The organism is Alteromonas sp. AWJ4_197 (genome assembly GCF_056160285.1).
In genome coordinates this window covers 527,423-552,074 of the sequence record NZ_JBSWWW010000003.1, presented here as the reverse complement: position 1 = coordinate 552,074, position 24,652 = coordinate 527,423, and the positions used below count along the sequence as shown (strand labels likewise).

General features: G+C 47.1%; 21 protein-coding genes. 19 read left to right on the top strand and 2 right to left on the bottom strand.

The window, feature by feature from the left end:
* Positions 1-82: 82 nt before the first annotated feature.
* On the top strand, positions 83-1,867 hold the full coding sequence (locus tag ACXAGC_RS08995; protein WP_474844109.1) for an NACHT domain-containing protein: 1,785 nt from the start codon (positions 83-85) through the stop codon (positions 1,865-1,867).
* Positions 1,868-2,301: 434 nt separating this feature from the next.
* Here the strand turns inward: ACXAGC_RS08995 and ACXAGC_RS08990 are convergent, their stop codons facing one another.
* Complete coding sequence (locus ACXAGC_RS08990; RefSeq protein WP_474844108.1) at positions 2,302-3,078, bottom strand: hypothetical protein; 777 nt, start codon at positions 3,076-3,078, stop codon at positions 2,302-2,304.
* Positions 3,079-3,825: 747 nt separating this feature from the next.
* Here ACXAGC_RS08990 and ACXAGC_RS08985 point away from each other — a divergent pair.
* The 13 genes from ACXAGC_RS08985 to ACXAGC_RS08925 all read left to right on the top strand — a co-directional run bounded on the left by ACXAGC_RS08985 (position 3,826) and on the right by ACXAGC_RS08925 (position 18,035).
* Positions 3,826-4,254, top strand: a complete 429-nt coding sequence (locus ACXAGC_RS08985) for a DUF3010 family protein (RefSeq protein ID WP_119503238.1) — start codon at positions 3,826-3,828, stop codon at positions 4,252-4,254.
* A gap of 113 nt (positions 4,255-4,367) precedes the next feature.
* Positions 4,368-6,062 (top strand): class I SAM-dependent methyltransferase, encoded by a 1,695-nt coding sequence (locus tag ACXAGC_RS08980; protein WP_474844107.1) that lies wholly within the window; start codon positions 4,368-4,370, stop codon positions 6,060-6,062.
* Positions 6,063-6,086: 24 nt separating this feature from the next.
* Positions 6,087-6,662, top strand: a complete 576-nt coding sequence (locus tag ACXAGC_RS08975) for a protein tyrosine phosphatase family protein (protein WP_474844106.1) — start codon at positions 6,087-6,089, stop codon at positions 6,660-6,662.
* A gap of 149 nt (positions 6,663-6,811) precedes the next feature.
* Positions 6,812-7,675 carry a DNA ligase gene (locus ACXAGC_RS08970; protein ID WP_474844105.1) on the top strand — a complete coding sequence of 288 codons (864 nt, stop codon included), beginning with the start codon at positions 6,812-6,814 and terminating at the stop codon, positions 7,673-7,675.
* Positions 7,676-7,971: 296 nt separating this feature from the next.
* Positions 7,972-10,119 (top strand): TonB-dependent receptor, encoded by a 2,148-nt coding sequence (locus ACXAGC_RS08965; protein WP_474844104.1) that lies wholly within the window; start codon positions 7,972-7,974, stop codon positions 10,117-10,119.
* 286 nt (positions 10,120-10,405) lie between these two features.
* Positions 10,406-11,101: a Crp/Fnr family transcriptional regulator gene (locus ACXAGC_RS08960; RefSeq protein WP_474844103.1), complete on the top strand. Its 696-nt coding sequence runs from the start codon at positions 10,406-10,408 to the stop codon at positions 11,099-11,101.
* Positions 11,102-11,335: 234 nt separating this feature from the next.
* Positions 11,336-12,007, top strand: a complete 672-nt coding sequence (locus ACXAGC_RS08955) for an isochorismatase family protein (protein WP_474844102.1) — start codon at positions 11,336-11,338, stop codon at positions 12,005-12,007.
* 4 nt (positions 12,008-12,011) lie between these two features.
* A complete protein-coding gene (locus ACXAGC_RS08950) occupies positions 12,012-12,956 on the top strand; it encodes a polysaccharide deacetylase family protein (protein WP_474844101.1) in 945 nt (314 codons plus the stop codon).
* On the top strand, positions 12,953-13,879 hold the full coding sequence (locus ACXAGC_RS08945) for a polysaccharide deacetylase family protein (protein WP_474844100.1): 927 nt from the start codon (positions 12,953-12,955) through the stop codon (positions 13,877-13,879). Before ACXAGC_RS08950 ends, ACXAGC_RS08945 begins: the two co-directional genes overlap by 4 nt.
* A 35-nt stretch (positions 13,880-13,914) precedes the next feature.
* Entirely contained in the window at positions 13,915-15,327 is a 1,413-nt protein-coding gene (gene leuC / locus ACXAGC_RS08940) for a 3-isopropylmalate dehydratase large subunit (RefSeq protein WP_474844099.1), read from the top strand.
* Complete coding sequence (gene leuD / locus ACXAGC_RS08935) at positions 15,327-15,953, top strand: 3-isopropylmalate dehydratase small subunit (protein ID WP_474844098.1); 627 nt, start codon at positions 15,327-15,329, stop codon at positions 15,951-15,953. Before leuC ends, leuD begins: the two co-directional genes overlap by 1 nt.
* A 12-nt stretch (positions 15,954-15,965) precedes the next feature.
* Entirely contained in the window at positions 15,966-16,943 is a 978-nt protein-coding gene (locus ACXAGC_RS08930) for an FAD-binding oxidoreductase (protein ID WP_474844097.1), read from the top strand.
* Positions 16,944-17,054: 111 nt separating this feature from the next.
* Positions 17,055-18,035, top strand: a complete 981-nt coding sequence (locus tag ACXAGC_RS08925; RefSeq protein WP_474844096.1) for a LysR family transcriptional regulator — start codon at positions 17,055-17,057, stop codon at positions 18,033-18,035.
* Between the two features lie 5 nt (positions 18,036-18,040).
* On the opposite strand, the gene ACXAGC_RS08920 is transcribed toward ACXAGC_RS08925, so the two are convergent.
* A complete protein-coding gene (locus tag ACXAGC_RS08920; protein ID WP_474844095.1) occupies positions 18,041-18,901 on the bottom strand; it encodes an NmrA family NAD(P)-binding protein in 861 nt (286 codons plus the stop codon).
* A gap of 194 nt (positions 18,902-19,095) precedes the next feature.
* Here ACXAGC_RS08920 and ACXAGC_RS08915 point away from each other — a divergent pair, with 194 nt between their 5' ends.
* The 5 genes from ACXAGC_RS08915 (at position 19,096) to ACXAGC_RS08895 (ending at position 24,603) form a co-directional block, all read left to right on the top strand.
* Entirely contained in the window at positions 19,096-20,295 is a 1,200-nt protein-coding gene (locus tag ACXAGC_RS08915; protein ID WP_474844094.1) for a serine hydrolase domain-containing protein, read from the top strand.
* 36 nt (positions 20,296-20,331) lie between these two features.
* Entirely contained in the window at positions 20,332-21,807 is a 1,476-nt protein-coding gene (locus tag ACXAGC_RS08910) for a flavin monoamine oxidase family protein (RefSeq protein WP_474844093.1), read from the top strand.
* A gap of 12 nt (positions 21,808-21,819) precedes the next feature.
* Complete coding sequence (locus tag ACXAGC_RS08905; protein WP_474844092.1) at positions 21,820-22,200, top strand: c-type cytochrome; 381 nt, start codon at positions 21,820-21,822, stop codon at positions 22,198-22,200.
* Between the two features lie 146 nt (positions 22,201-22,346).
* Positions 22,347-23,237 (top strand): DUF4437 domain-containing protein, encoded by an 891-nt coding sequence (locus tag ACXAGC_RS08900; protein ID WP_474844091.1) that lies wholly within the window; start codon positions 22,347-22,349, stop codon positions 23,235-23,237.
* A 238-nt stretch (positions 23,238-23,475) separates the two neighbouring features.
* Entirely contained in the window at positions 23,476-24,603 is a 1,128-nt protein-coding gene (locus ACXAGC_RS08895) for an LLM class flavin-dependent oxidoreductase (protein ID WP_474844090.1), read from the top strand.
* Positions 24,604-24,652 lie beyond the last annotated feature (49 nt).

Below are 24,652 nucleotides of genomic sequence, written 5' to 3'. Positions count from 1 at the left end.
TTGAAATATGTAGCAAATATCTAGCTGTGTTTAGCTTATCTTTGATGTGTTAAAGTGCCCAAAAACTTCTAAGGACAGCAGTATGAGCATTGAATCTCAAGCGTTAAGAGGCCCGATTAGCGATATTTACTCTCAGTTAAAAGGTAAAATTAAAACATCTAGACGACCTAATGAGGAAGCTGTTTACCAAAAGGGTCTCTCTATTTTAAATGTCAAAACAATATGGCAAACGGATCGAGCGGTCAGTTTAACTAATTTTTACTATCCATCAAAAGTTTTGTGGGATGATTCGAAAATTCAAATTAATTCACTCAATGATTTCCCACAAAGAGAAAAAGCTGTCATTCAAGGAACTGCTGGACAGGGCAAGTCCATTTTTTTGAGATATCTTGCCGGTGTTGAACTCAATAAGGGGAACAAGATTCCAATTTTTATCGAGTTGATGAAAATTTCAGAAAAAAATTCGTTAAAACAACTAATTGCTAATGCATTGACTGAATATGGACTAAACTGTAGAGATGATGAAGTTGAAGCATTTTTGGGAACAAACCATTTTATTTTATTGCTAGATGCGTTTGACGAAGTGTTAGGGGAATTTGTTAGAGACACACTATCGTATGTTGAGCATATAGCATCTCGGTTTACGGCTCTCAGCATCATAGTAACATCAAGGCCCAATTGCGATATACAGAACTCAGCATATTTTACCGTTTATGATCTTGCTCCATTAGCTCAGGATGATTTTAGGCCAATTTTGGAAAAGTTTTATAAAAAAGATACATCTGAAATTTATAAAATTCTTAAATTTTTAGAAGGTGAAAGTTTTCAGATTGTCGAACTTATTACGACCCCATTATTACTGACTTTATTGTGTATAACATACAATAGCACTTATAAAATTCCATCATCTCCTTATGAATTTTATCAAGACTTATTTAATCTTTTAGCCGAAAGGCACGACTCTACTAAGCCTGGATTTAGAAGAAGTTTTTCCTCAAAATTGACAATTAATCAACTAGAGAAGTTATTTGAAGCATATAGTTTTTTTTGCATGCGAACAGATTCAAAGACTCTTTCTCAAAGAGATGCTATTCAGAAGGTCAAAGATGCTTCTCTTTTGTGTAATGTTGAGCCGCTGTCAGAGATATCCTTTTTAAAAGATTGCGTAAAAAACACTTGCTTACTGTTAAAGGAAGGCTATGAATATCAATTCATTCATAAAAGTGTGATGGAATATCATGCAGCTAGCTTTATTAATAACGCAGACTCTACAATGAAACTTAAATTTTATTCTGCGGCGGTCGAAAAATCTGGGAGTTATGCGGAAGAGTTGAAGTATCTTTCTTATATTGACACTGAGAACTATGAAAGATATTTCCTCAAGCCCTATTATAATCATGTTTTGAATGTAGTCGGTTTTAATGGAATAAATTGCTCTATAGTTAGCTTTCTTCCTTCCTCATGCCAAGTTTGGTTTCAAACATCTAGCGATAGTATAAGGCTAAGACGGCTGACTCGTAGTTATGATATTACTCATGATCTAATTCCGCGAATTGATAACGATCTTAATTTTTGTTTTATAGATGCGATTCAAAATTTTCTGGATGAGTTGATTGTTATAAATGATAATAAAGTTTCAATCAAACATGATGATGTCGAAGACTTGAAAAGCATAAAGATAGTTCGTGATAATCAAGATGGAATTGAGCTATACACGATAGAGCTAGAGGATTTGCAAATAAGCCGTTTAAAAGAAATATTGGAAGTTTTGGTAATTAAAGAATGTATCGAATTGCAGGAAAAGTTAGATTCTCTATGTCAAACTATAGATTTGAGAGATAAAACGATAGAAAGTCTTGAGTTTTAGTCTTCGAAGTCTAGCATCATTTTCAAGTTTTATATTTAATTATAAAACTTCAAGAAAAAGAGCCGTAATACGGCTCTTTTATGGCTATTTTTAATGCGCCATTCGTGCACACGCGTAATAGTTTATTGTTCACCATAGTGCATATCCTTAAGGTGAGTGAGAACACTATCAAAGTAACTCTACTTAATTTCATTTGTATTATTGTCAGTTTTTAGGTAATTTTTTCGGGTCGCTTCGTCTTCTCTCCTATAGAAGTAACAATCCTTCAATTCAAAAAATTTAGTATATCAGAAGCCTTTGGATTTTCTTTAAGTCCTCTGTGTAATGTTCAATTTTCGATAGCCTTCGTAGCTCGGCCAAGACTGTTACTGTCTCTCACTAAGTAGCGAATGTTGTTAAGCTTTAAATCAAGTCTATTCTGTAATAAAGCTTTTTTATAAAATTTTACGTTGCCTCGCTTGATTTTCGATGTATTCAAATATCATTTTTTTTGCTGTGAAATTTATTATCATGTTAGGGGAAATCGAATCTCTCCACCATCCTTTTTTTTCTGAGAAACTCCAAAAATATGGACCAGTACCTTCGAAAAATTGGTCTGATTCAACCGAAATTGTTTTTTTATGATATTCGCCCATTTCACGAGAGACCAGCAGATTGACTATCTGACTACCTTGAATTAGATTTGCATTGCAATCCAACCAAGTGTCTTCGAAGATTCTTACTTTTCCATGATTTTCAAGTTCTGCTAAAAAGCAGTCAAAAAATATTGGTGATAAATAATTGTTTAAATATGTAAATGCTTGCTTGATGATTTTTCCTTTTTTATTAGCAAAAGGAATACCTAGATTTCTAATAATAATTAATCTTTCTAAGTCTTTGTGAGCTATGAATAGCTCGAGTTCGCTGCAATCCATGATGAAAAAAATGCTCTCTTCCTTTATTTTTAGTGCTATTTGGCTAATTCCTTCATAGCTGTATTTTTTGTCTTGATAAAAGAAATAGGAGTCTCTCAGTAATAATTCTTCATCTACTTCAATGTGAATTTCATCCGCATTAGATGTTTCTTTCCTTATTTTAGAATTGGAGCTTCTATGCAAATTTTTGCTATTAATTTTTATTGGACTAGGTAGCCATTCATGACAATAGCGGCATTTTTTTGCTTGGATTAGTACTTTTTCTGCGCAATAGGGGCAATGTTTAGTTTCTTCCATATTGATAAACCTTACTACAAAAATATAACTCAACTTAGAACAAGTTGACTGCATTCGACTTGAGCTCAGATGGCAAATGCGCGTACCTGAGCGTCATATCCAACGAACCATGACCAAGTAACTTACGAGTAGTATGAAATTTACAACAGTCATCACCAACTTGCTCGCAAAATGTAGCTGCAAGATATGTAAACGTAGGTCCGTGATCTTGGCTGTATCCAGTAAAACTACCCAAGCCTTTTTAAAATCAGTAAGCGATTGTCCGTATTCACCGCCGACAACCCAACGAGTAGACTCGCGATCTAATTTCCAATTAAAAAAACGCTGATTTAGCTTTAAGTTAAATGATATGTCATGCTTTACCGCTTTTGGCATTGGTAGCACTTACCGTTACAAATTTACGTCAGCCCAAGTTATATTCATCCGCTCATCTTTATGCATTCTTTAATTCAAAGCCTCGATAACTATAGGTACAATATGGTCTGTGTGGGTACTTTTATTCAAATATGGTAGAAGAGGTTATTCTCGTTCTGAACGGTTCTTGTTACCGTTCTCTCGGGTGCGCCATTTGAATCAGGCTCTGTCGCCAATTTCTAATCGTATCGTTCTTTGAATCACCACTAATTCCCCTGAAGCTTCTCTGTCAGCTAAACCATGCGGAAAAGAGTATTCAAAACCATAAAATCAGCCCCCCGAATCACTATATCCGGTATAATCCGGATCGGTACTTAAAGTTGGAGTTTTGAAATGCGTGTATGTGGTGTAGAACTGGCGGGAAATGATGCAAACATTGCCCTGTTGAATCTTGAGAACGATATGTTCCGGCTCCCTGATTGCCGTACACGCAAATTGAGCCTGCAAAAAGCAGCGACTGCCCATGAGCTTAAGTATTTCCAAAAATCCTTTGCTCAGTTGGTGCAGGACTACAAAATCGAAATAATCGTTATCCGCCAGCGTCCGATGAAAGGCAAGTTTGCCGGTGGTGCTATTGGCTTCAAATTGGAGGCTGCGCTGGAATTATTGAGCGGTGTGCAGGTTATTATAATGCCGCCGACTGAAATCAAAGCAGCGTTAAAAGATAGTCAGATGTACGTAGAGTTCAGTGAGACTGGTTTAAAAGGTTTCCAGAAGTCAGCATTTGAAACTGCTCTGGCCTACATGAGTCAGCACCTGTAATTTTCCCGCAAGGCCAGTTTGCTGAGTATCTCTCCCTTGTGCTAAACACGCCTTGCTGATATACCTGTTTCATTCAATTGCATCCTTTAAATAGCTGGCGAAGGAAACGCTGCTTGTCTGACAACATCTCCTATTATTCGAAACATGCTGAGCGTTTGACCGCGCAGTACAACAGTGTGTCTTTCGAACAGGTGCATGAGGACTGGCTGGATGAAATACCGCAACAGGGTTTTGCGCTGGATATTGGCGCGGGTTCCGGTCGTGATGCACGCTATCTGGCGTCCAGAGGGTTAAGTGTGGTTGCTGTTGAGCCTGCCGGCGGCATTCGCGAGCGGGCGCAACACTATGCCGTAAATCAACCTGTTCACTGGCTGGATGACAGTCTGCCGGAACTCAAAAAAGTGTCTAATCTGTCTGCCAGGTTCGATCTTATCTTACTCAGCGCGGTCTGGATGCACATTGTGCCTTCTGAGCGGGAGCGCTGCCTGCGCAAAGTCAGTGGTCTGCTAAAAGCCAATGGCAAAATTGTTATCTCTCTTCGCCATGGTGGCGCAGTTGATGACGGGCGCACGATGTATCCGGTTTCCGCAGATGAACTGTCAGCGCTGGCAAAGCGGTTTGGATTAAGCTTCAGGCTGCTGAACAAAAAAGCAAAACCTGATGAACTTGGACGTAGCGACGTAACATGGGAAACCGTGGTACTCACGCTACCGGACGACGGCTCCGGTGCCTTTCCGTTACTTCGCAATATCATCGTAAACGACAGCAAGTCGTCGACATACAAAGTCGCCTTACTCAGAACCCTGCTCAGAATAGCGGAGGGTCATCCAGGAGCCGTTATCGACCGTACCGACGGATATGTTGTATTACCGGCAGGACTGGTGGCGTTGTATTGGATCCGTTTATTTAAGCCTCTCCTCGATCATTTTAATCTCCCGCAGAACAGCGACCCGGCTAAAAAGCCCGGATTCCTGAAAGAAGATGGCTGGGAAAAACTGGCTTCGTTTTCCGGCAATGATTTGTATGTAGGGGCGAACTTTTCAGACCCTCTGAGTGCCCATGCTGTTCATCGCACTATAAAGGATGTGGCCACCGTTATCAGAGATATGCCGGTCAGATACATCACGCTTCCCGGCACAAAAGACGGTGTGTTTCATGTCACTCTTAGCCATCCCCGTGTTAAGGACAACCTGTCACTCGACGGGGCTTATTTTGCATCTGTGGGTAAATTCTATGTGCCTGAACGCATCTGGGATTCCCTTTCACGGTTCAGCGTTTGGATAGAACCGTCGCTGGTGAATGAATGGGTAGCGCTGATGGAAAGCTACTTGAGCAGACAAAACCGCATGGTCTCTAAAGGGGATTTACTCCGCGCATTGAGCTGGGAAGACCCTGTCAGAACAACAGCCAGAGTCAGGGGCCGCGTGGACAGCTTGCTGACGCAGGAAGAAGTGAAATGCTGCTGGTCCAGCAAGGCTATCAGGATAAACAGCTACGCTGTTGACCACGCCATGCCATTTGCACGTTGGCCCAACAACGATCTTTGGAATCTTTTACCGGCACAATCAAAGATAAATGCTGAAAAATCCGATAAGTTACCGACGAGTTTGCGGATGATGAATAGCCGGCATGTCATTACCGGATGGTGGGAGCAGGCTTGGCAGGATCAGGCTGATGAGTTTTTTATTCAGGCTAACCTGTCTCTTCCTAATTTAAGTGCCGCAAACCGTAGTTTTTCAGACGTATTCGAAGCCATGGTGATGCAGCGGGACAGAATTAAAGATTTCCAGCAACTAAAAGAATGGTAGTACGGCGCGGCGTTAACCCCTATAGTGAGCTTACTGAAGCCGCCCGAACCATTCGCCAACGAGGGAACGATGAACGCATTCAAACACCTGTTACTACTGACTACTCTGATGTTTACTACACTTGCTCAGGCTGCTGACAGCGGTAACTTTGAAAAGCTGCCGCCGCTGAAGAATTTTCAGGTAAATACTGAAAATATGGTGAGTTCCGGCCTGCCGTCAAAGCCTCATTTTGATGTGTTCAAAGCGCAGGGCGTTACCACCGTGATTGACCTGATCCCCGGTGACAGAAGTGAGGAACGGGAAATTGTTCTGGATACTGGCCTGGCGTACGAGAATGTGCAGGTGGTGTGGGATAACCCGACGCTGGAAAATTTTCAGGAGTACGTGGGTTATATGCAGCAGGCACAGAGCCGGGAAGGAACAACCTTGACCCATTGTAAACTGAACTGGCGTGGTGCTGTGTTTACCTATTTGTACCGTGTCACCCAACTGGGCGAGCCTGAAGCTGAGGCGAAGGCAGACCTGGATGCCATCTGGCAACCTAACGAAACCTGGCAGGCTTTCATCGACACCGTTAAAGCGCATTATCAGGTAAGCTGAATGCCGCGGCGCATTTCATCAAATGCGCCTTCCACTTCGCCCCTTTTTATTTAAGGCACTCTGAAACCGCCCCTAATCTGCCCGTAAGCCCGGTTTTCTTATCGGGGCCGCGCTGTAGTCTGAGTCTTTTACCTTACCGGACTACCTGAATGACACATCCCGCCCGTGCTTTTTTGCTCATGATTGTCACTGTCTTCTCTGCTGCTGCGCTGGCAAATAAGCCTGTTGATGAAGACAACATGCCTTTGCAACTCGCTTCACAGTACTCAGATTCGATAGATATTCAAAATTACCTGGTAAGTGAAAAACTGGATGGCGTCCGGGCCCGGTGGACGGGTACAGAACTGAAAACGCGAAACGGCAATAAAATACATGCGCCTGAGTGGTTTACTGCAAACTGGCCGGCACAGGCGCTGGACGGGGAGTTATGGACGAAGCGTAATGATTTTCAGCGTATTGCATCGGTGGTATTGCGTGATACGCCGGATGAACGGTGGCAGGAAGTCAGCATGATGGTGTTCGACTTGCCGGGTTCTGCAAAGCCCTTTGCTGAGCGGGTAAAACTAATCAATAAGCTGGTGGCCAGCACAAACAGGACTGCGCTTAAAGCTGTGCCACAGGAGCAAATGGCTACTGCTGCAACTTTGGAGCAAAGGCTGGATGAGGTCGTTAATGCGGGCGGTGAAGGGCTTATGCTGCATCACAGGCAGGCCCTGTATAAGGATGGTCGCAGTGAGCTGCTGCTGAAACTGAAACGTCATGAAGATGATGAAGCAAAAGTGATTGGCTATGTGGCAGGGAAAGGAAAATATGCAGGACTGACCGGCTCGCTCATCGTGCAAAGCCGGGATGGCCTGATTTTCAAAGTAGGCAGTGGCCTGAGCGATGCAGACCGCGCCAGTCCGCCACCGGTGGGCAGTTGGATCACTTACAAACTTTACGGCAGAACACAAAAAGGTCTGCCCAGGTTTGCCAGTTTTATGCGGGTAAGGCCGGACAAGGATATGCCCTGAACTCACAGAGCAATATATCAGGCGGCACCGGTGATTAATGCGAATGAAGTCTTAATACTCATAATAATACCTTTCAGAAAAACCATTCTTTTGCATGCTTTGACACTACCTCATAACCATCCGGGAGCGATTGACATTTGTCATAGTGCACCTTTCTGAGTGGTTATAAGGTGATTGCACCACGGTTATCTGAACCTGAATAAGAAATGTAGTGGCTGCAAGCCGGCCGGAACATTCGAATCATTTTAATTATAAGAGTGAAAAGGCAAACGCCACGAGTGAAGGAACTGAACAACATGAAACATCCTCAATTTAAGCTTCGTCCGCTGGCAACGTTGTTTGCTTTAATGCCACTGACGTACTCTGCGCTGGCGCAGGAAACCGCAGAAGCTGACGATCTGGCAATCGAAAATATTACTGTTACTGCGCAACGCAAAGCGCAAAGTATTCAGAGTACGCCGGTTTCAATGACGGCACTTACCGCCAGCGATGTTGAGCGCATGCAGATAGATAACGCGAAAGACCTTACTCAGGTAGCGCCAAACGTAAACATTCGCGGAGTAACAGGCGGCAGTGCAGGTATTGCTCCCTATATTCGCGGTGGTGGTGTTACCGATGGTGCGAATATTACAGCGGAAGCGGAAGTCGGTATTTATATTGACGATGTGTATCAACCCCGCTCTGCCGCTTCGTTTATTGAAATGCTGGACCTGGAAAGGGTGGAAGTGCTTCGCGGGCCGCAGGGAACGCTTTACGGCCGGAACAGTTCGGCGGGTGCACTAAAGTTTATTTCAAGAGCGCCGGACGAATTATTCCGCTTTAAAAATGAAGCCGGAATTGGCCGCTGGAATGAAAAATACGACAAACTGATGGTGAGTGGCTCGCTGAACGACAGTGGTACGTTACGTGGCGGATTCAGCGGCATGTACCGTGACCGTGATGGCGGCCGGCAATACGCAGAAACACTTCAGAAGGATGTGGGCGCTGAAGAATTCAAAGGTTTTCAGGGCGACTTATATTATGTCGGCGACGATTTTTCTGCACGTTTGAAGGGGTTTTATACCGATTTCGACGCAGATGGCATGTATGCCTCCGCCGTGGATATGGAAAGCATGGACAAGCCATACGATGAGTGGGAATACTCGTCGGGCAGTATTGATACCGTGTTGTCGCCAAATGCTTCATTCACCAGAGATAAGCAAGTTGGTACGAGTTTACATTTAGAAAAAGAGCTTAGCAGTCACCTGACTGTCAGTTCCGTTACTTCCTGGAACAACCTGAAGGATGACTGGGGCGTCGGCTTTTCCGGTGGTGTTGAATACCCCTGGTTCGGTGAAGGCTACATCGAACTGTTTGGTCGGGAATCGACCAGTGATCAGGATGCGTTTTCTCAGGAAATACAATTCCAGGGTGACGCTATGGATGGCTTTATCAGCTTCGTGAGCGGATTGTACTATTTCAACGAAAGCGGGACACAGCATGTCGAGTCTGTGATTTATCTGGCAGAGTCGTATACCGATTTTGATGTCAGTACCGACAGCTACGCTGCATTTGGTCAGGTGAATCTCAACGTCAGTGATGATGTAAGTGTTATTGTTGGCGGTCGTTATACAAAGGAAAACAAATCCCTCGACGCGTCACTTTCCGGTGAGGCGGTTGTCTCCGATGATGACTTCAGCAAGTTTACGCCAAAGCTGGGCGTGGAATATCAGGTGAATAAAGATCTTTTCCTGTTTGCCAGTTACACAGTAGGGTTTAAAGCCGGTGGCTACAACAGTCTGGCATCAACCGCTGAGGCTCTTGGAACAGCGTTTCAGATGCAGGAAGTAAGTGCATACGAAGTCGGCGTGAAGTCAGACTTGATGGACAACAGACTTCGTCTTAACGTATCTGCTTTCTTCAATGATTATACCAACCTTCAGCAACAGTCAGTAACGGCAGACGGCGCTTTCATTACCGAAAACTACGATGCTGAACATACAGGTATTGAAGCTGATATGCGGGTCCGGCTGACTTCAAACCTGAGCCTGTGGGCAAATGGCGTTTATCAGGACAGCGAATACACTGATACTGCCGCTACGGGCGGAGAATCTACCGGTGCTCTGCTTGGCAATCAGATGACGAACGTCTTTAAATTCCAGTATGCCACGGGTCTGGATTACACGGCTGATATTGGTCCGGGCACGTTTGCAATTGGCGCGAACGTAAACCGTAAAGCAGATTTCTTCTCAACCTCTGACAATGCTGAAATCGGCCATATTCCTGCGCTGACACTAGTCGATGCTTATGCATCTTATGCAGTGGATCGCTGGAAATTAACGCTGGCCGGCAAAAACCTCACCGATGAAAAATACTGGTACACAGGCTTTGGATTCGATGTCGTTCAGCCCCGGTTCATGGCTGACCCCATGATGTGGCGTTTGTCTCTGTCTTACGAGATGTAATCCGGCACATCTGCAGGTGAACTACTCTGGCGCGGCCGGTTGCACTGTTGAAGGGCAAACCGGCCTTTCTTGTCTCCGGCCGCGCTTCACTCATAAATATTAATGATATTACGATCTGCCATTCATCTATTTAAATCAGAGCGTTATCTGATAATTTGACTTTTCGCAAAAATATATTGTTAATATTTTGTAAAAGAGCACGTTTATTGCTACTTGCATTGTATCGTGAATAGTCGTTTGCCAATTATCTTTCCTGAACTGTGCGGAAGATGGGGAGCCATGTATTATGTTGCAATTATGTCATCCAACTGAATCGCCCGTGCGTCAGAATGACTGCCCGTTATTCAAATCGTTGTCGGCAGATGAGATGCTGGTACTGTCGCAAAATGCCAGGCTCAGATTAATGGACAGGCAACAATACCTCTGTTTGCAGCATTCCCCTTCAGACCGCGTATTCAATATGGCTTCAGGTTGCGCCATGGTTGAGCGGATTTCCAATGATGGCCGCCGCCAAGTCCTCGCTTTCGTGTTTGCCGGTGATTTCATCGGATTATCGAATTCAGAACATTACGAATATGGGATCAAGTGTCTTACTCCCAGTACTGCTTACGAATTTAAGCGTAAGAAGCTGTATGAGCTTTCAGAAGAAATTCCCACGCTAAAGCAAAACCTGAAAAGCCTGCGTTCAATGATTCTGCAACTGACGTTTGATCAGGTGTATTTGCTCGGTCAGCTCAATGCTTACGAACGGGTGGGCTATGCGATTTCCCATTTCCTGAAGCGTATTCCGGGTGCTACGCCTGAGCACATTGAGCTGCCTATGACGCGGGCTGATATCGGCGACTATCTTGGCCTGACGGTCGAGACGGTCAGCAGAACGCTGAGCCGGCTTAAAAAAGACGGGTTGATCACCACGCCTTCACCAACATCTATCCGCATCATGGATCCTGAAAGCCTCACCAGCCTTGTGAATATCGAGTGAGTAAAAAAACTTCGGAAGAATAGCTGTTCTTTAACTATTATCAATTCTTCATTAACCGGAACGCTATAGCATTAGTGTTTTGGTTATCTGTATTTACTGCAAATTATCCCGCGACGCTGCTTCCGGTTGCTATGCCAGTTTAAGTAACCAAATTCTCTGTTTTTCAATTCGTAACATTTGTAATATAGTTATATCTATATTTTATTCGGTGTTCATTCTGTCTGAGGAGATAATATGGAGCTTTCCAATAAAACAGCCCGGGAAATCTACGAAGAAGTCAGGGCTAATCCTGCACGTAGACGTTTCGGATTCGGCAAGAAAGCCATTCTGGTGAACATTGATTTGCAGAAAGCGTATACACGCACAGACTTATTCAAAACTGCTTACGAAACCGATCCTAACCAGCTGGAATATGTGAATACTCTGGCGCAAAAGTTCCGCAAACTGGGCTGGCCGGTTGTCTGGACTAACGTTGCTTACATGGAATCCGGTGAAGATGCCGGTATCTGGGGCACCCGCACAGATACGCCGGACAGCTTACAAAATATCAAGTTCGGCAGTGAGCGCTCGGAGTTGGACGACCGTTTGATCACCGACCCTGAAAAAGATGTGTTTTACTGCAAGAAAATGCCATCTCCGTTTTTTGAAACACAGTTGCAGAGTCTATGTGTGTGGCATCAGGTCGATACCGTAATCCTTACCGGCGGTTCTACGTCAGGTTGTATCCGTGCCGGTGCGGTAGACAGTCTTTCACGCGGATACCGTACCATCGTGCCGGAAGAGTGTGTGGCAGATAAGCACGAGAGTTTCCATTTTGCCAACCTTACCGATTTGTCACTGAAGTACGCCGATGTGCTGGCGGTTCAGGAAGTCTTTGACTGGCTGGATAATCAGGCGGAAGGCTAAGCTGATGAAGAACGATCCCGGATATTACGACTACTGGCCTTATCATGACCGGCCGAAAATTACATGGCCCGACGGCGCTAAAGTGGCGTTCTGGGTTGCGCCGAATATCGAGTTCTATGAATTAGATCCGCCCGCGAACCCGTATCGCAAAGCCTGGCCCGGTCCGTATCCGTCTATCGGCGGGTATGGGATCCGTGACTATGGCAACCGGGTAGGTCACATGCGGCAAATGAAGCTGCTGGACAAATACGGGATCCGCGGCTCAATTTCTCTGTCGACTGCGCTGTGTGAACACCATCCGGAAATTATTGAATTATGTGCAGAGCGTGAGTGGGAGTTTTTCAGTCACGGTATCTACAACACCCGCTATACCTATGGCATGAGTGAAGAGCAGGAGCGTGAGATGATCACGGACTCTATCGAAACCATTTTCCGGCACACTCAGCAAAAGTGTGCAGGGTATCTGGCACCGGCGCTTTCCCACAGTGAGCAGACGATTGATTTATTTGCAGAGGCCGGTTCGGCGCTGTTTGGTGACGACGCCGGTTTCTACACCTGCGATCTGTTCCATGACGATCAGCCAACGCCCATTAAAACCCGCTCAGGTAAACGTTTTGCGTCCATTCCTTATTCATTGGAGATGAACGACACCATCGCTTATGTGGTGAACAAAGTGGAGCCCCGCCAGTACGGCAAGATGCTGAAAGCCAATTTTGACCGTTTGTATCAGGAAGGCGCGGAAAGCGGCACCATCATGTGTATACCCACTCACAATTATCAGGTCAGTTGTCCCCACCGCCTGAAAGCGTTTGAAGAAGCACTGGAATACATCACCGGGCACAGCGATGTATGGGTGACGACCGGGCGCGAAATTGCGTCGCACTTTTTGAACAACCACTATGACACCGTTTCAAACGATATCGCTGCGAAGCGGGGAGGCTTGCGATGAGTCTTGATGCTGAACACCTCAATTACCCTCTGCGTCGCCACGGCATGGACCACGATTTTTATGACTGGTCGATGCTGGAGAACCGTCCCCGTATCTTCTGGCCGGACGGTAAAAAACTGGCGGTATGGGTGAATGTTAACGTGCAGTTCTTCCCGCTTAATGAACAGAAAAACCCGGTGCCGGTACCCGGCGGTATGAAAATGCCTTATCCGGATCTGCGTCACTACAGTTTGCGGGATTACGGAAACCGTGTCGGCATTTTCCGTTTATTCAAAGCGTTGGATTCGGCAGGTGTTAAACCGACGGTGGCAATTAATGGTGCCATGGTTGAGCGTGCACCATACCTGATGGATTTCATTGCCGGGCGTGGTGATGAAGTGATTGCTCATGGCTGGAAAATGGATGATTTGCATCATGGCGGGCTATCAGAGAGCGCCGAAAATGCATTGATATCAGAAACACTCAGCGTACTGCGCAACCGCTTTGAACAGCCGGTTACCGGCTGGCTAAGCCCCGGCCGTTTGCAGTCTGCAAGTACACCGTCTTTGCTGGCGAAAAATGGTATCAGCTACATGTGCGACTGGGTGAACGATGATATGCCTTATGCATTTCGCACCAATGCCGGCGGGATAACGGCCATGCCTTTGTCCAGCGAACTGGATGACTTTTTCATTATGGGCAGCAATCTGCACAGCGAAGACAGTTACGAAACACAGTTAAAAGATGCCTGCGACTTACTGCTGAATGAAGCTGAAGAGCAGGGCGGCCGTTTACTGGCTATTAATCTGCATCCGTGGATGACCGGACAACCACACCGTATTGGTTGTCTTGAGAATGCGCTGCAATACATTGCAGATAAGCAGGGCGTATGGTTCGCAACGGCATCAGAGATCCAACAGGCATGGCAGTCTCAACAACCGTAATTGGGCACAACCGGTAAATTTAACGCGGGAAAAATATGGCGAAAACGCTTTTCGAAAAAATCTGGGACGATCATCTGGTCGCCTCTCTCCCGGATGGTACATTTCTGATTTATATCGACCGGGTGTTTCTGCATGAAAGAACCGGCTCCATTGCATTGCAAAGTCTGGCCGAAACCGGCAGACCGGTGCGCCATCCTCAGCAAGTGTTCTGCACCATGGATCACATTGTCGATACTTTCCCCGGCCGTGGTGATGACACGCTGATGCCATCGGGTAAGGATTTTATACAGGCCACCAGAAAAGAAGCCGCAGATGCGGGCATTACCTTGTTTGATATCGGCGATGACCGGCAAGGGATTGCTCACGTGATCAGCCCCGAAATGGGTATTGTTCAGCCGGGCATGACGCTGGTATGTCCGGACAGCCATACCTGTACGCAAGGTGCGATGGGGGCAGCAGCGTGGGGGATTGGGTCTTCGGAAGCTGAGCATGCCATGGCCACCCAGACTTTGCGTATCAGCAAACCCAAACTGATGCGGGTGAACTTTGACGGGGCAACCGGGGAAGGCGTGACTGCCAAAGACATGATCCTGCATCTGATTGGTCAGTATGGTGCCAATGGCGGCGCCGGTTATGCCATCGAATTTGCCGGCAGTGCCGTTGAAGCGCTGTCTGTAGAAGGTCGTTTAACCTTGTGTAACATGGCGGTAGAGTTTGCCGCCTTTACCGGGCTGGTGGCAGCCGACGATAAAACATTTACTTATCTGAAAGGCAGACCTTACGCCCCGGAAGGAGAAATGTGGGATGCGGCGCTGGCTTACTGGCAAACGCTGGTGACTGATGACAATGCGGTATTCGACAAAGAAATCACTATTCAGGCACCGGAGATTGAGCCTACGGTGACCTGGGGTACCAGTCCCCAGCATGCCTGCGGTATCTCTGAATTGATACCCGAAATGGACTGCTTTAGCAGTGACGATGCTAAAACCGCCGCTGCGCGGGCACTGGACTATCAGGGCTTATCCAGCGGAATGGCCGTTAAGGGCCTGAAAATTGATAATGCCTTTATCGGCTCCTGCACGAATGCGCGCATAGAAGATTTACGCAGTGCGGCAAGTATCCTGAAAGGAAGAAAAGTCGCGCAGGGCGTGAAGGCGATTTGCGTTCCGGGTTCGCAAAAAGTGAAAGCGGCGGCTGAATCGGAAGGGCTGGACAAAATCTTTACCGAGGCCGGGTTTCAGTGGCGTGAAAGTGGCTGCTCCATGTGTTTCTTTGCCGGCGGAGAGCACTTTGGCGCCGGAGAACGGGTGATCTCAACCAGTAACCGGAACTTTGAATCCCGTCAGGGTCCGAAAACCCGTACCCATCTTGCCAGTCCTGCAACGGTTGCTGCCAGCGCCATTACAGGTGCTATTTGCGATCCGCGCCAGTTAAGAGATTTTAGCTAATGGAACCATTTGTTACCCACACGGGCGTTGCCGCTCCGCTACTTCAAATCAATATTGATACCGATGCCATTATTCCCAGCCGCGAAATGCGCAGGGTATCTAAAAAGGGTTTAGGTGAAGGCTTGTTTGCGGCCTGGCGATATCAGATGCCGGACTCCCGAGAGCCGAATCCGGACTTTGTATTGAATAAGCCGGAGTACGGTAATACATCAGTAATACTGGCCGGTAATAACTTCGGTTGCGGCTCGTCCAGAGAGCATGCCGTGTGGGCGCTTGCTGAATATGGCATCAGGGCAATTATTGCCCCCGGGTTCGGCGCTATCTTTTATCAGAATTGTATCCGCAATGGCATTCTTCCGGTTGTACTGAAACAGGAATGTGTTCAGGCACTGGCTGATGAAGTGAGTACTCACCCTCAGGATTCGAAGGTTTCGGTGTATCTTGAGAAGCAGGCTGTGATCAGCAGTGCGGGAAGACTTTATCATTTTGACATTGAACCCGGTCACAAAGAAATGTTACTTAAAGGCCTGGACAGCATTGGTGTTACCTTGCAGCACGTTTCAGACATCGCCGCCTATGAGTCAAAAGATAAACAGCGCAGAGCATGGCTGTATACGGCAAGCTAAGCAGATTAAGCAATGGCAAAAAAGCCACTGGTTATCTCCACAACCCGCGGTGTGACGTTTAGTCAGCAGGCCGGACAAACCCTGCTGGATGCCAGCATCGCCTCGCAGTTTCCGGTTCCTCACAGTTGTCACTCAGCGAAGTGCAGGCAATGCATTGTGACAGTGGCTGAGGGCACTACACACAAATTCAGGGATGAGAATCTTACACCCAGCGAGCTGGCAAGTGGTTGTATACTTGCCTGCGCCCGCACGGCTACGTCTGATTTACTGATAGAGGCCGGAGAGCTTGTCCATAAGAACATCCCGCCGGTCGTGAATATTCCTGCTATGGTGTCTGTAATCAAACGGCTTTCTTCTGAGCTTATTCTCGTCACTTTACAGCTGCCCATGTCGGCCCGTTTTCATTATCTGGCAGGACAACATGTTGCTGTTACAAATAGTGACGGCATACGGCGGAATTACTCTATGTGTGATGCGTCTCCGCGAAACGGGCATATCCGTATTCTGATCCGTAAGCATGAAACCGGACTCATGAGCCGCTACTGGTTTGAATACGCCGCGCAAGGTGATCTGCTAACCCTTGAAGGTCCATCCGGTACATTCGGCGAAAACATCGCCCGCTATAACAGGCCGCTATTCATTGCAGAAAAAGAAGGGGGGGGCCCGCTTATTGCGCTTATAGCGTCAGTCCGTACTAATCATTTACCGCTGTTCTGGTTTGGTGTCGATAAAGCCGACGGTCGCAGTATCGCAGGGGAACTTGGTGTATTAGCTAAAACTAACGTGGAATGTATTTCGGATTGTAGCGAAGTAGCTTTGCAAGGACTCGAAAAGTCGCTGTTAAAAGAGGCTGGCGATTCTGTCGTTGATGCTGTGTATGTATGTGGCAGCGCAGGCTTTTTAAAGCAATTAAAGCCGCTGCTTAAGCGGGAGCCCTTAACAGGAATCCCTTTGTATAAAGAGGTCTTCATACCGTCAGGCCCCGGATAGCTGCAGGTATGGCCTGCTTCTATCAGACTGGCTTCATTTACATTCTGGTATGAGGTTATAAAAATATCATTTGCCTATTGGCATGAATTAAATTTAACAGAGAATCCGAGCATGGCGGCATTTCCTAATAAGCGACTCCATTCACGAATAGGTACGTTCCGGCAACTTGAAATTCTAATTGCGGTGGAACGTTTTGGAGGTATCGCTGCGGCAGCGAAAAACCTGCATTTAACGCAACCGAATATTTCTATGCAGATGAAAAAACTGTCTGAAGGCATCGGCATACCTATGTACGAAACTGTGGGAAAACGCCTGAAATTTACCTTTGCTGGAAAGATGGTACTTGAGTACGCCAAAGAGATTTTTGCCTGTACAGACAGACTGGAAGTGGCTTTAAACGAACTTGAGAATATCAAAAGCGGAGAATTGAGCATCGGCGTGGTTACTTCAGCGGAGTACTTTATCCCGCATTTGCTGGGCCCGTTTTGTCGCCGGTATCCGAACATCACTGTTGCCATTGAAATCGGTAATCGGGGGCGCATTCTCGACCGCCTTAATCGCAATCTTGATGATCTCTATATTTTTGGACAGCCGCCGGCACTGGAGAACATTGACAGTGTTCAACTCGGGGTCAATCATCTGGTTGTTATTGCGCCATCTTCCCATCCCCTGGCGTCCCGTCCTAGCTTGATCTGGGATGACATTGCAGCAGAGCAATTTATTTTGCGTGAAGAAGAAGCGGGCATCCGACAAATTATTGATACACAGCTAAATGAGCGTGGGCTGACTATAAACCGTCGTATGACAATCGCCAGCAACGAAGGTATCAAACACGCTGTATTGGCCCGAATGGGGCTGGCGATTGTGCCCGCGTTAAGCCTTGACGAGGGGCAAAGTAAGCAGCTGGTAAGGCTGCCTGTTCAGGGATTCCCATTGGTGGATCACTGGCACGTCGTGCACCGGACCGGAAAGGTGTTATCGCAGGTGGCAGAGCTCTGCAAGCAATACATTCTGAATGAAGGACTGGGCATGTACCGGGAGGCAACCCGCTATTGGGAAGCCAATAATCAGCCGAAACTGCCCACCCGATAACAGGGTTACTGTGGCATAAATGCGGCTTTGTAGTCCGTTAGAAAGTCTGCGGCAGAGCGGGGTGGCCGGCCGAGCAACTGTTCAATTGTACCGGTAATATGAGTGACACAGTTATGTGCCAGTGCATCCAGTTCTTCACATACTGCGTTAACCCGCCATTCATCATCAATAACGTTACTTAATATTGCTCTGTAAGTCTCAAGTGGCATATCTTTGTATGTTATCTGCCTTTCCGTTGTGCAGGACAATAAGGCCGCGATAGTATTAAACGACAGCAGCTCCGGCCCTGTAAGATCATAACTTTTATTTTCGTGACCGCTTTCAGTCAGTACCTTGGCGGCGACTTCAGCCACATCTCTGGCATCAGTGACAGCCACAACGCCATTACGAAGAGGAAACGATAGTGTATCTGCCGTGGTGACGCCTCTGGCACAGGTCAACAGCATCTGAGCAAAGAAAGTTGGTCTTATCATCACCCAGTTCAAACCTGATGACTTGATGTATTTTTCAGACTCAACATGCAGTGCAGGAATTGGCTTGTCAGATGCTTCCAGTGATTCCATCGAAGATTGTTTCACCAGCAACTTGACGCCGCACTCGACAGCCATGTCGGTGATTCGCTTTTCCAATGACAATTGTGTTTCGCTGTTACCTAAGAGTAAATAGACTTTTGAAACCCCTTTAAAGGCTTTGGCTAGTGCAGCCTGATCCACGATCTCACCTTCGACGATTTCTACCTGCTCTCCAAAGAGGTCCCGGGCTTTATCAGCCTGTCGAACCATTACTTTTACCGTGGCCTGCTTTTCCAGCAATGCCTGTACCACGGCCTTGCCGGTACGGCCAGTTGCGCCAAAGACCAGAATCATAATGTCACTCCTATCAATCGTAATCGCCGATGCAGATGCAGCCGGTTGGATTCTTAAATATCATAAAGAGATAACATTATACTAAATTGCGCCGTTTACCAACTTCTTCTCAATCTGACATTTGTCATATCGGGATAAAAAACCGGCCAATAGAATGAAATTATGGGCAAACACCACACATCGCCGGGGCGACAATGACATTAAAAATTGGGGTTACATTCTTATTTGTCATTCTGATGATCACGTCGGTCTGGTATGGGGTTGTTGCGGCAGAAGAGTGGCCCGGCGATGCCCAGCGAGAACTGGTAAAGTCTCGTCAAAAATCCTTTCCTGTGAACAGCTATGTTTATGATACAAAATGGTTTTCGCCTTTGGAAATTGTTGTCGGAAATAATAGCTGGCCGCTTCCTCGTGCATTAAAAGACAACGCGCAGCACCACGAAGCTATCGCGCTAGCCAAACAACACGACAGTTATGCATTGCTTGTCTGGCAGCATGGTGTTGTTACGCTGGAGTATTACGGCAGCGGTTTTTCGCGAAATACGCTGTTTGATACGGCGTCTATGCACAAATCTGTGGTGGCTTTGTTATTTGGTACCTTACTGGATGACGGCCTGCTGGACTCACTTGATGATCCGGCAGAAAAGTATCTCCCTGAATTGCAGGGCACAAAAGTTGGACGCGCACCAATACGCTCCATGCTTGAAATGACCAGCGGCATCAAAACGCCTTTGTTTGATAATCCGGTGGATAATCCATACACCTATGCTTATTTCGGCAACGACTTGCATACTGCCTTCGCCCGTTGGCCGGTGCCGTCAGCGCCGTATGAGGAATTTCAATACGCCAATGCTAACACTCAGTATCTGGGGTGGATTATTGAGGCTGTCACTGGTAAGCGCTATGCACAGTATCTGTCTGAGAAAATATGGCAACCGGCAGGTGCGTCCACAGCAAAAGTCTGGTTGGACAAACCTGATGGCAGCGCACGTATGGCATGTTGTTTACAGGCAACCGCTGAAGACTGGTTACGCACCGGCATCATTCTGGCGCAGGGTGGCCGCATCAATGGCAAGCAACTGGTTTCTGCAAAGTGGACCACGCAAATGATGGCGCCGGGCACTATATTTCCTAATTATGGCTGGCAGGTGTGGCGTGGTAGTCCGCACAATCCTGCCCGTATTTATGGCAAAGACATACCTGCGGTAATACCGGCCGCAGCGCCATTTGCCGCAGACGACACTATTTTTTTTGACGGTTCAGGAGGACAGAGAGTTTACGTCAGTCCTTCACAATCCATGGTTATCGTGCGTATTGGTCGTCCGTCAAAAACCTGGGATGACAGCGCGTTACCCAACATTCTGATGACAGCAAACAAAAACAATAATGGCTGATCCATTTTTCTTTTAACTTTTGAGGCAACAAAACAAATGAAAATAAACAGACGGGATTTGATGAAAGGTGCGCTGGCAGCGTCAGCCCTTTCAGTCGCAGGAAAAATACAGGCAAAAGAGGCTGAGAAAACACAAGTCGTCGTTATCGGCGGCGGGTTGTCGGGTCTGAATACCGCACTCCTGCTTAAGGATGCCGGTATTGATGCCATTGTCCTTGAAGGTTCGGACAGAGTGGGTGGCCGGGTATATACCGCTGATGATGTGGAAACACGACCAGAGTATGGTGCCAGCCAGATTGGCCGCTCTTATGCCAGGCTAATTGCGTTGTGTTCGCGTTTTAACCTCAAGCTGGTGCCTGAACATCGCCATCTGATGCCGATGTCGAATTACATTGAAAAAACGTGGATCAAATCAACAGAGTGGGAAAACTCGCCACTGAATAAAACCGTGGGTAAAGAGCGCAAGATCATTCCGCCCCTTTTAGGCTCTAAATTGCTGATTGAAGCCAATCCGCTGGAAAATCTGAACGACTGGCTTGATCCGAAAAATGCCGGCTACGACATTTCAATTGGTGAATTACTCAGACAACGCGGCGTATCGGAAGAAGCCATTAAGCTGGCTTCTGCAACCACAGACATGCAGAACGCATCCGCGCTGGGCATGCTTCAGGAGAAAAACCGCACATTGTTTGATGCATCCTTTGGCGGCCAGAAACTTGAAGTTATCGACCGGCCTTATGGTTTTGAGAACAAGAAAGGCGAGCACGACGGTCTGGCTCAAATTAACAACATTGAAGGCGGCGCATCACGTTTGCCTGAAGCGATGGCAAAAGCACTGGGCGACAATGTACGCATGAATAAAATTGTGCGTCAGGTCGACATGAATGAAAAAGGCGCGGAAGTAAGTTGTATGGACGGCAGCCGTTTTCAGTGTGACTACGTGGTTTCTGCTATTCCGTTCTCAACACTCCAGTACGTCAATATTTACCCTGAAGTGGCAGGCCGCCAGGAAGAGGGGATTTATACACTGAATTACGTCGACACCTGCCGTGCATTCGGCATCATTGAAGAGCCTTACTGGGAAGAAGATGGCATTGAACCTTCTTTCTTCAGTGACGAAACCGTGCAGATGTTCTGGGCACTGGAAAAACGCCCTGACGAAGATAAATCACGCTTCATGGTGGTGTTTACCGACAACGCAGCATCGCGGATGGATCAGATGTCGAAAGCGGATGCGCTGGCTCTTATCGAATCAGAAATAAACCGCATGCGCCCTTCTACCAAAGGAAAACTCAAGTTCCTCGATATTTATGGCTGGAAGAACGACCCGCTTATTCAGGGTTGCCGTCACATGTACACTCCAGGGCAGGTGAACCGCTTTGCGAAGGAAATGATTGAGCCGCATCACCGCATGCACTTCGCCGGCGAACATACCCGTCGTGTGGATTTTGGTATGGAGTCAGCCCTTGAATCCGGTGAACGCGTAGCGTTTGAAATTCTGTCCCGCGTATAAAGAGAGGTTGCAATGAAGAAGGTATTGATTAGCACTTTTTTTTTGCTGTTGTCCGGCTTGCTGCAAGCCAATGTGGCATTCGCTGATGAAGCGCAGGTAAAGAAGGGTAAGCAACTGTTTATGCTTTGTCAGGCATGTCATGCCTACACAGAAAATGCGGGTATGCGAATTGGTCCTAATCTGGCCGGCATTGCCGGCAGTCAGGTGGGGCATGATAAAACATATGCCTATTCTGCTGCATTGAGCGGCGCAGATTTCAAATGGACAGACGACAAGCTGGATGCGTGGCTGCAAAGCCCGGTATCTGTTGTGCCGGGTACACAAATGGCCTTTGCAGGGTTACAAAACCCTGAGCAGCGCGCAGCGTTAATCGCATTTCTGAAAACGCTATAGCGCACAACATCCGGCGCAACTGTGTCGCCTGATAGTTAAATGAAAGATTATGCAAAATATAAAAATAATAGATTTTTTCCTGATTCAGGGAGCTGTTAAATTTTAAAAAGGCATAAAGCTAATACAATAAGATTTGGAGGAGAGCTATGCGTCCACACGTAGAGATGATTGATGAGAAAGATCTCATCTGGCACCCGGCCGAGCTGGTTGGTGCAACCGGTACTGCACGTCAGCGTAACCTGTCTTACGATGAAGAAGACGGTTCAGTATCTGCCAAAATTCTGTTTGATACAGACTGGTCACGTCCGGCTGGTGTTCACGTAGCCCAGACCGAGTGGTACGTGTTAAGCGGTGAAGTGAAAATTGGTGACGAAGTGCTTATTGAAGGTGGTTACTGGTGTACCCCTCCGGGCGTAGTTTGTCCTGAACTTCACGTTAAACCTGGCACAGAAATTCTGTATTTCCGTGAATACGGTACATGGGAATTTGAAGCGACTACTGAGCAGAAAGATTTTGTCCGTGAAGATCAGGAACTGGTTATTAAGCACAGTAACCTGATGGAATGGGTACCTGTTGAAATTGGCAGCCCTATGGATTTCGAAGCAGGTGGCACTCCGGTACCGGGTCTGTTCATTAAACTGCTGTTTATCGATAAGAAAACACAGTTTTATACCCGTCTTATCAAAGCAAAACCGGGTTGGGTAGAGCATCCTCTTGCGCATCACCCATGCTTTGAAGAAGCCTACACGCTGGAAGGCACATTTGAGTTTAACTTCGGTGAGCAGTGGCCGGGTGTCTATTTCTTCCGTCCTGCGCTGGTGCGTCACGGCGACTTTGCGGCAGGTCCGAACGGCACTACCTGGTTGCTGCGTTGCGATGGCCGTCTGGTTGACTGGTATACTGATAATGCGAAGATGGAAATGCATGGCGACCCTGTGAACTGGGGCCCTGACTTCCCGGGAACGCAAGATCCTGTTCCGCTGCAACCTGTTCGCTCGCGCTCTGTAGGACCGATGAAAGACCCGTACTACACCTGAGCTTCCGCTGTTGTTAATCACGCAAGAAACCACGCCTTGACCGCGTGGTTTTTTATTGCCTGTTGTTTGGTGTAATGCTCCGCCTGTTACCGGAAGTCAGTGAAATTTATCAGTAAATTTTCGGGGTATCCGGCTATACGGTATGTCTATAACAGATTAATAAATTGATTTAGAAAAGCTATTTAAAAGCCCATAAGATGATTTTGGTCAATAAAACAACACATCTACGGGAGACGCCATGAGCGTACACAATCATGATGAACTGGAAGTCATCGGCCTTGTAAATCATTTTCCTGCTGCGGTAGGTAAGGCCCCCTCAGGCATCGACTTCGATGCAGATTATATCCGCTCGTCAGCACATCTTCAGGAAGCAGCAGGCTACGACAGAGTTTTGATCGCAAACGCGGCCACCATGCCGGAGAGCTTTGCAATCAGTGCTTACCTGGCTTCTTCAACAACCTCGCTGAATTTCTTAATGGCACACCGCCCGGGCGTCGTGCCGCCAACCGTGGCAGCCAGACATATCGCCACCATCGACCGTCTGAGCAAAGGACGTTGTGCTGTACACATCATCGCCGGCGCTGATGACAGGGAAGTGCAGGCTGACGGCTTATTCAACACCAAAGATGAACGCTATCTGATTGCCGCTGAATACGTGGAAGTGATGCGCAAAATGTGGTCTTCAGAAAAGCCTTTTGACTTTGACGGCGAATATTACACATTTCGTGGTGCGTTTGCCCGCGTCCGTCCCGGCAATGGCGCAGTACCGGTTTACTGGGCCGGCACATCCGATCTGGCCCTCGATTTATGTGGTAAATGTGCTGACGTGTATGCCTTCGGTGGTGACACCTTTGACCGTGCAGCCATGCTCACCGGAAAAGCCAGAGCAGCGGCTGCCAGATATAAACGTGAAATCAGTGTCCTGATGACCATCGTGGTGATTGCCAGTGACAGCGAAGATGCTGCCTGGGAACGGGCTGCTTCATTGTATGAAAAAGTGGTGGCGCAGCGTGAAAATGGCGACATCGGTATTGTCGGCGATCATGAGAAAGCCGGTGATGAAGCAGCTTCCGGGGCATTCCGCAGAATGCTGGACCAGGCAAAAAGTGGTGACCGTCTTGACCGGTGTCTCTGGACCGGTCTGAACAAGGCGTACATGGGGCGCGGAAATAACAGCGTGCTGGTGGGTACCCCTGAGCAGGTTGTCGACAGCCTGATGGAGTATCGCCGCCTGGGTGTAGACCGCTTTCTGCTGCGTGGTCCTGATCAGGATAACGATGCCGGCTTCATTGGTGAAAAGGTGATTCCGCTTCTCAAACAAACCATTGCAGAAACAATGCAATCCGTTGCTGCAAACGAAAACTAATTCGGTTTGAGACCCGACATTTATCAATTTCTGACACTGCCATACCTAA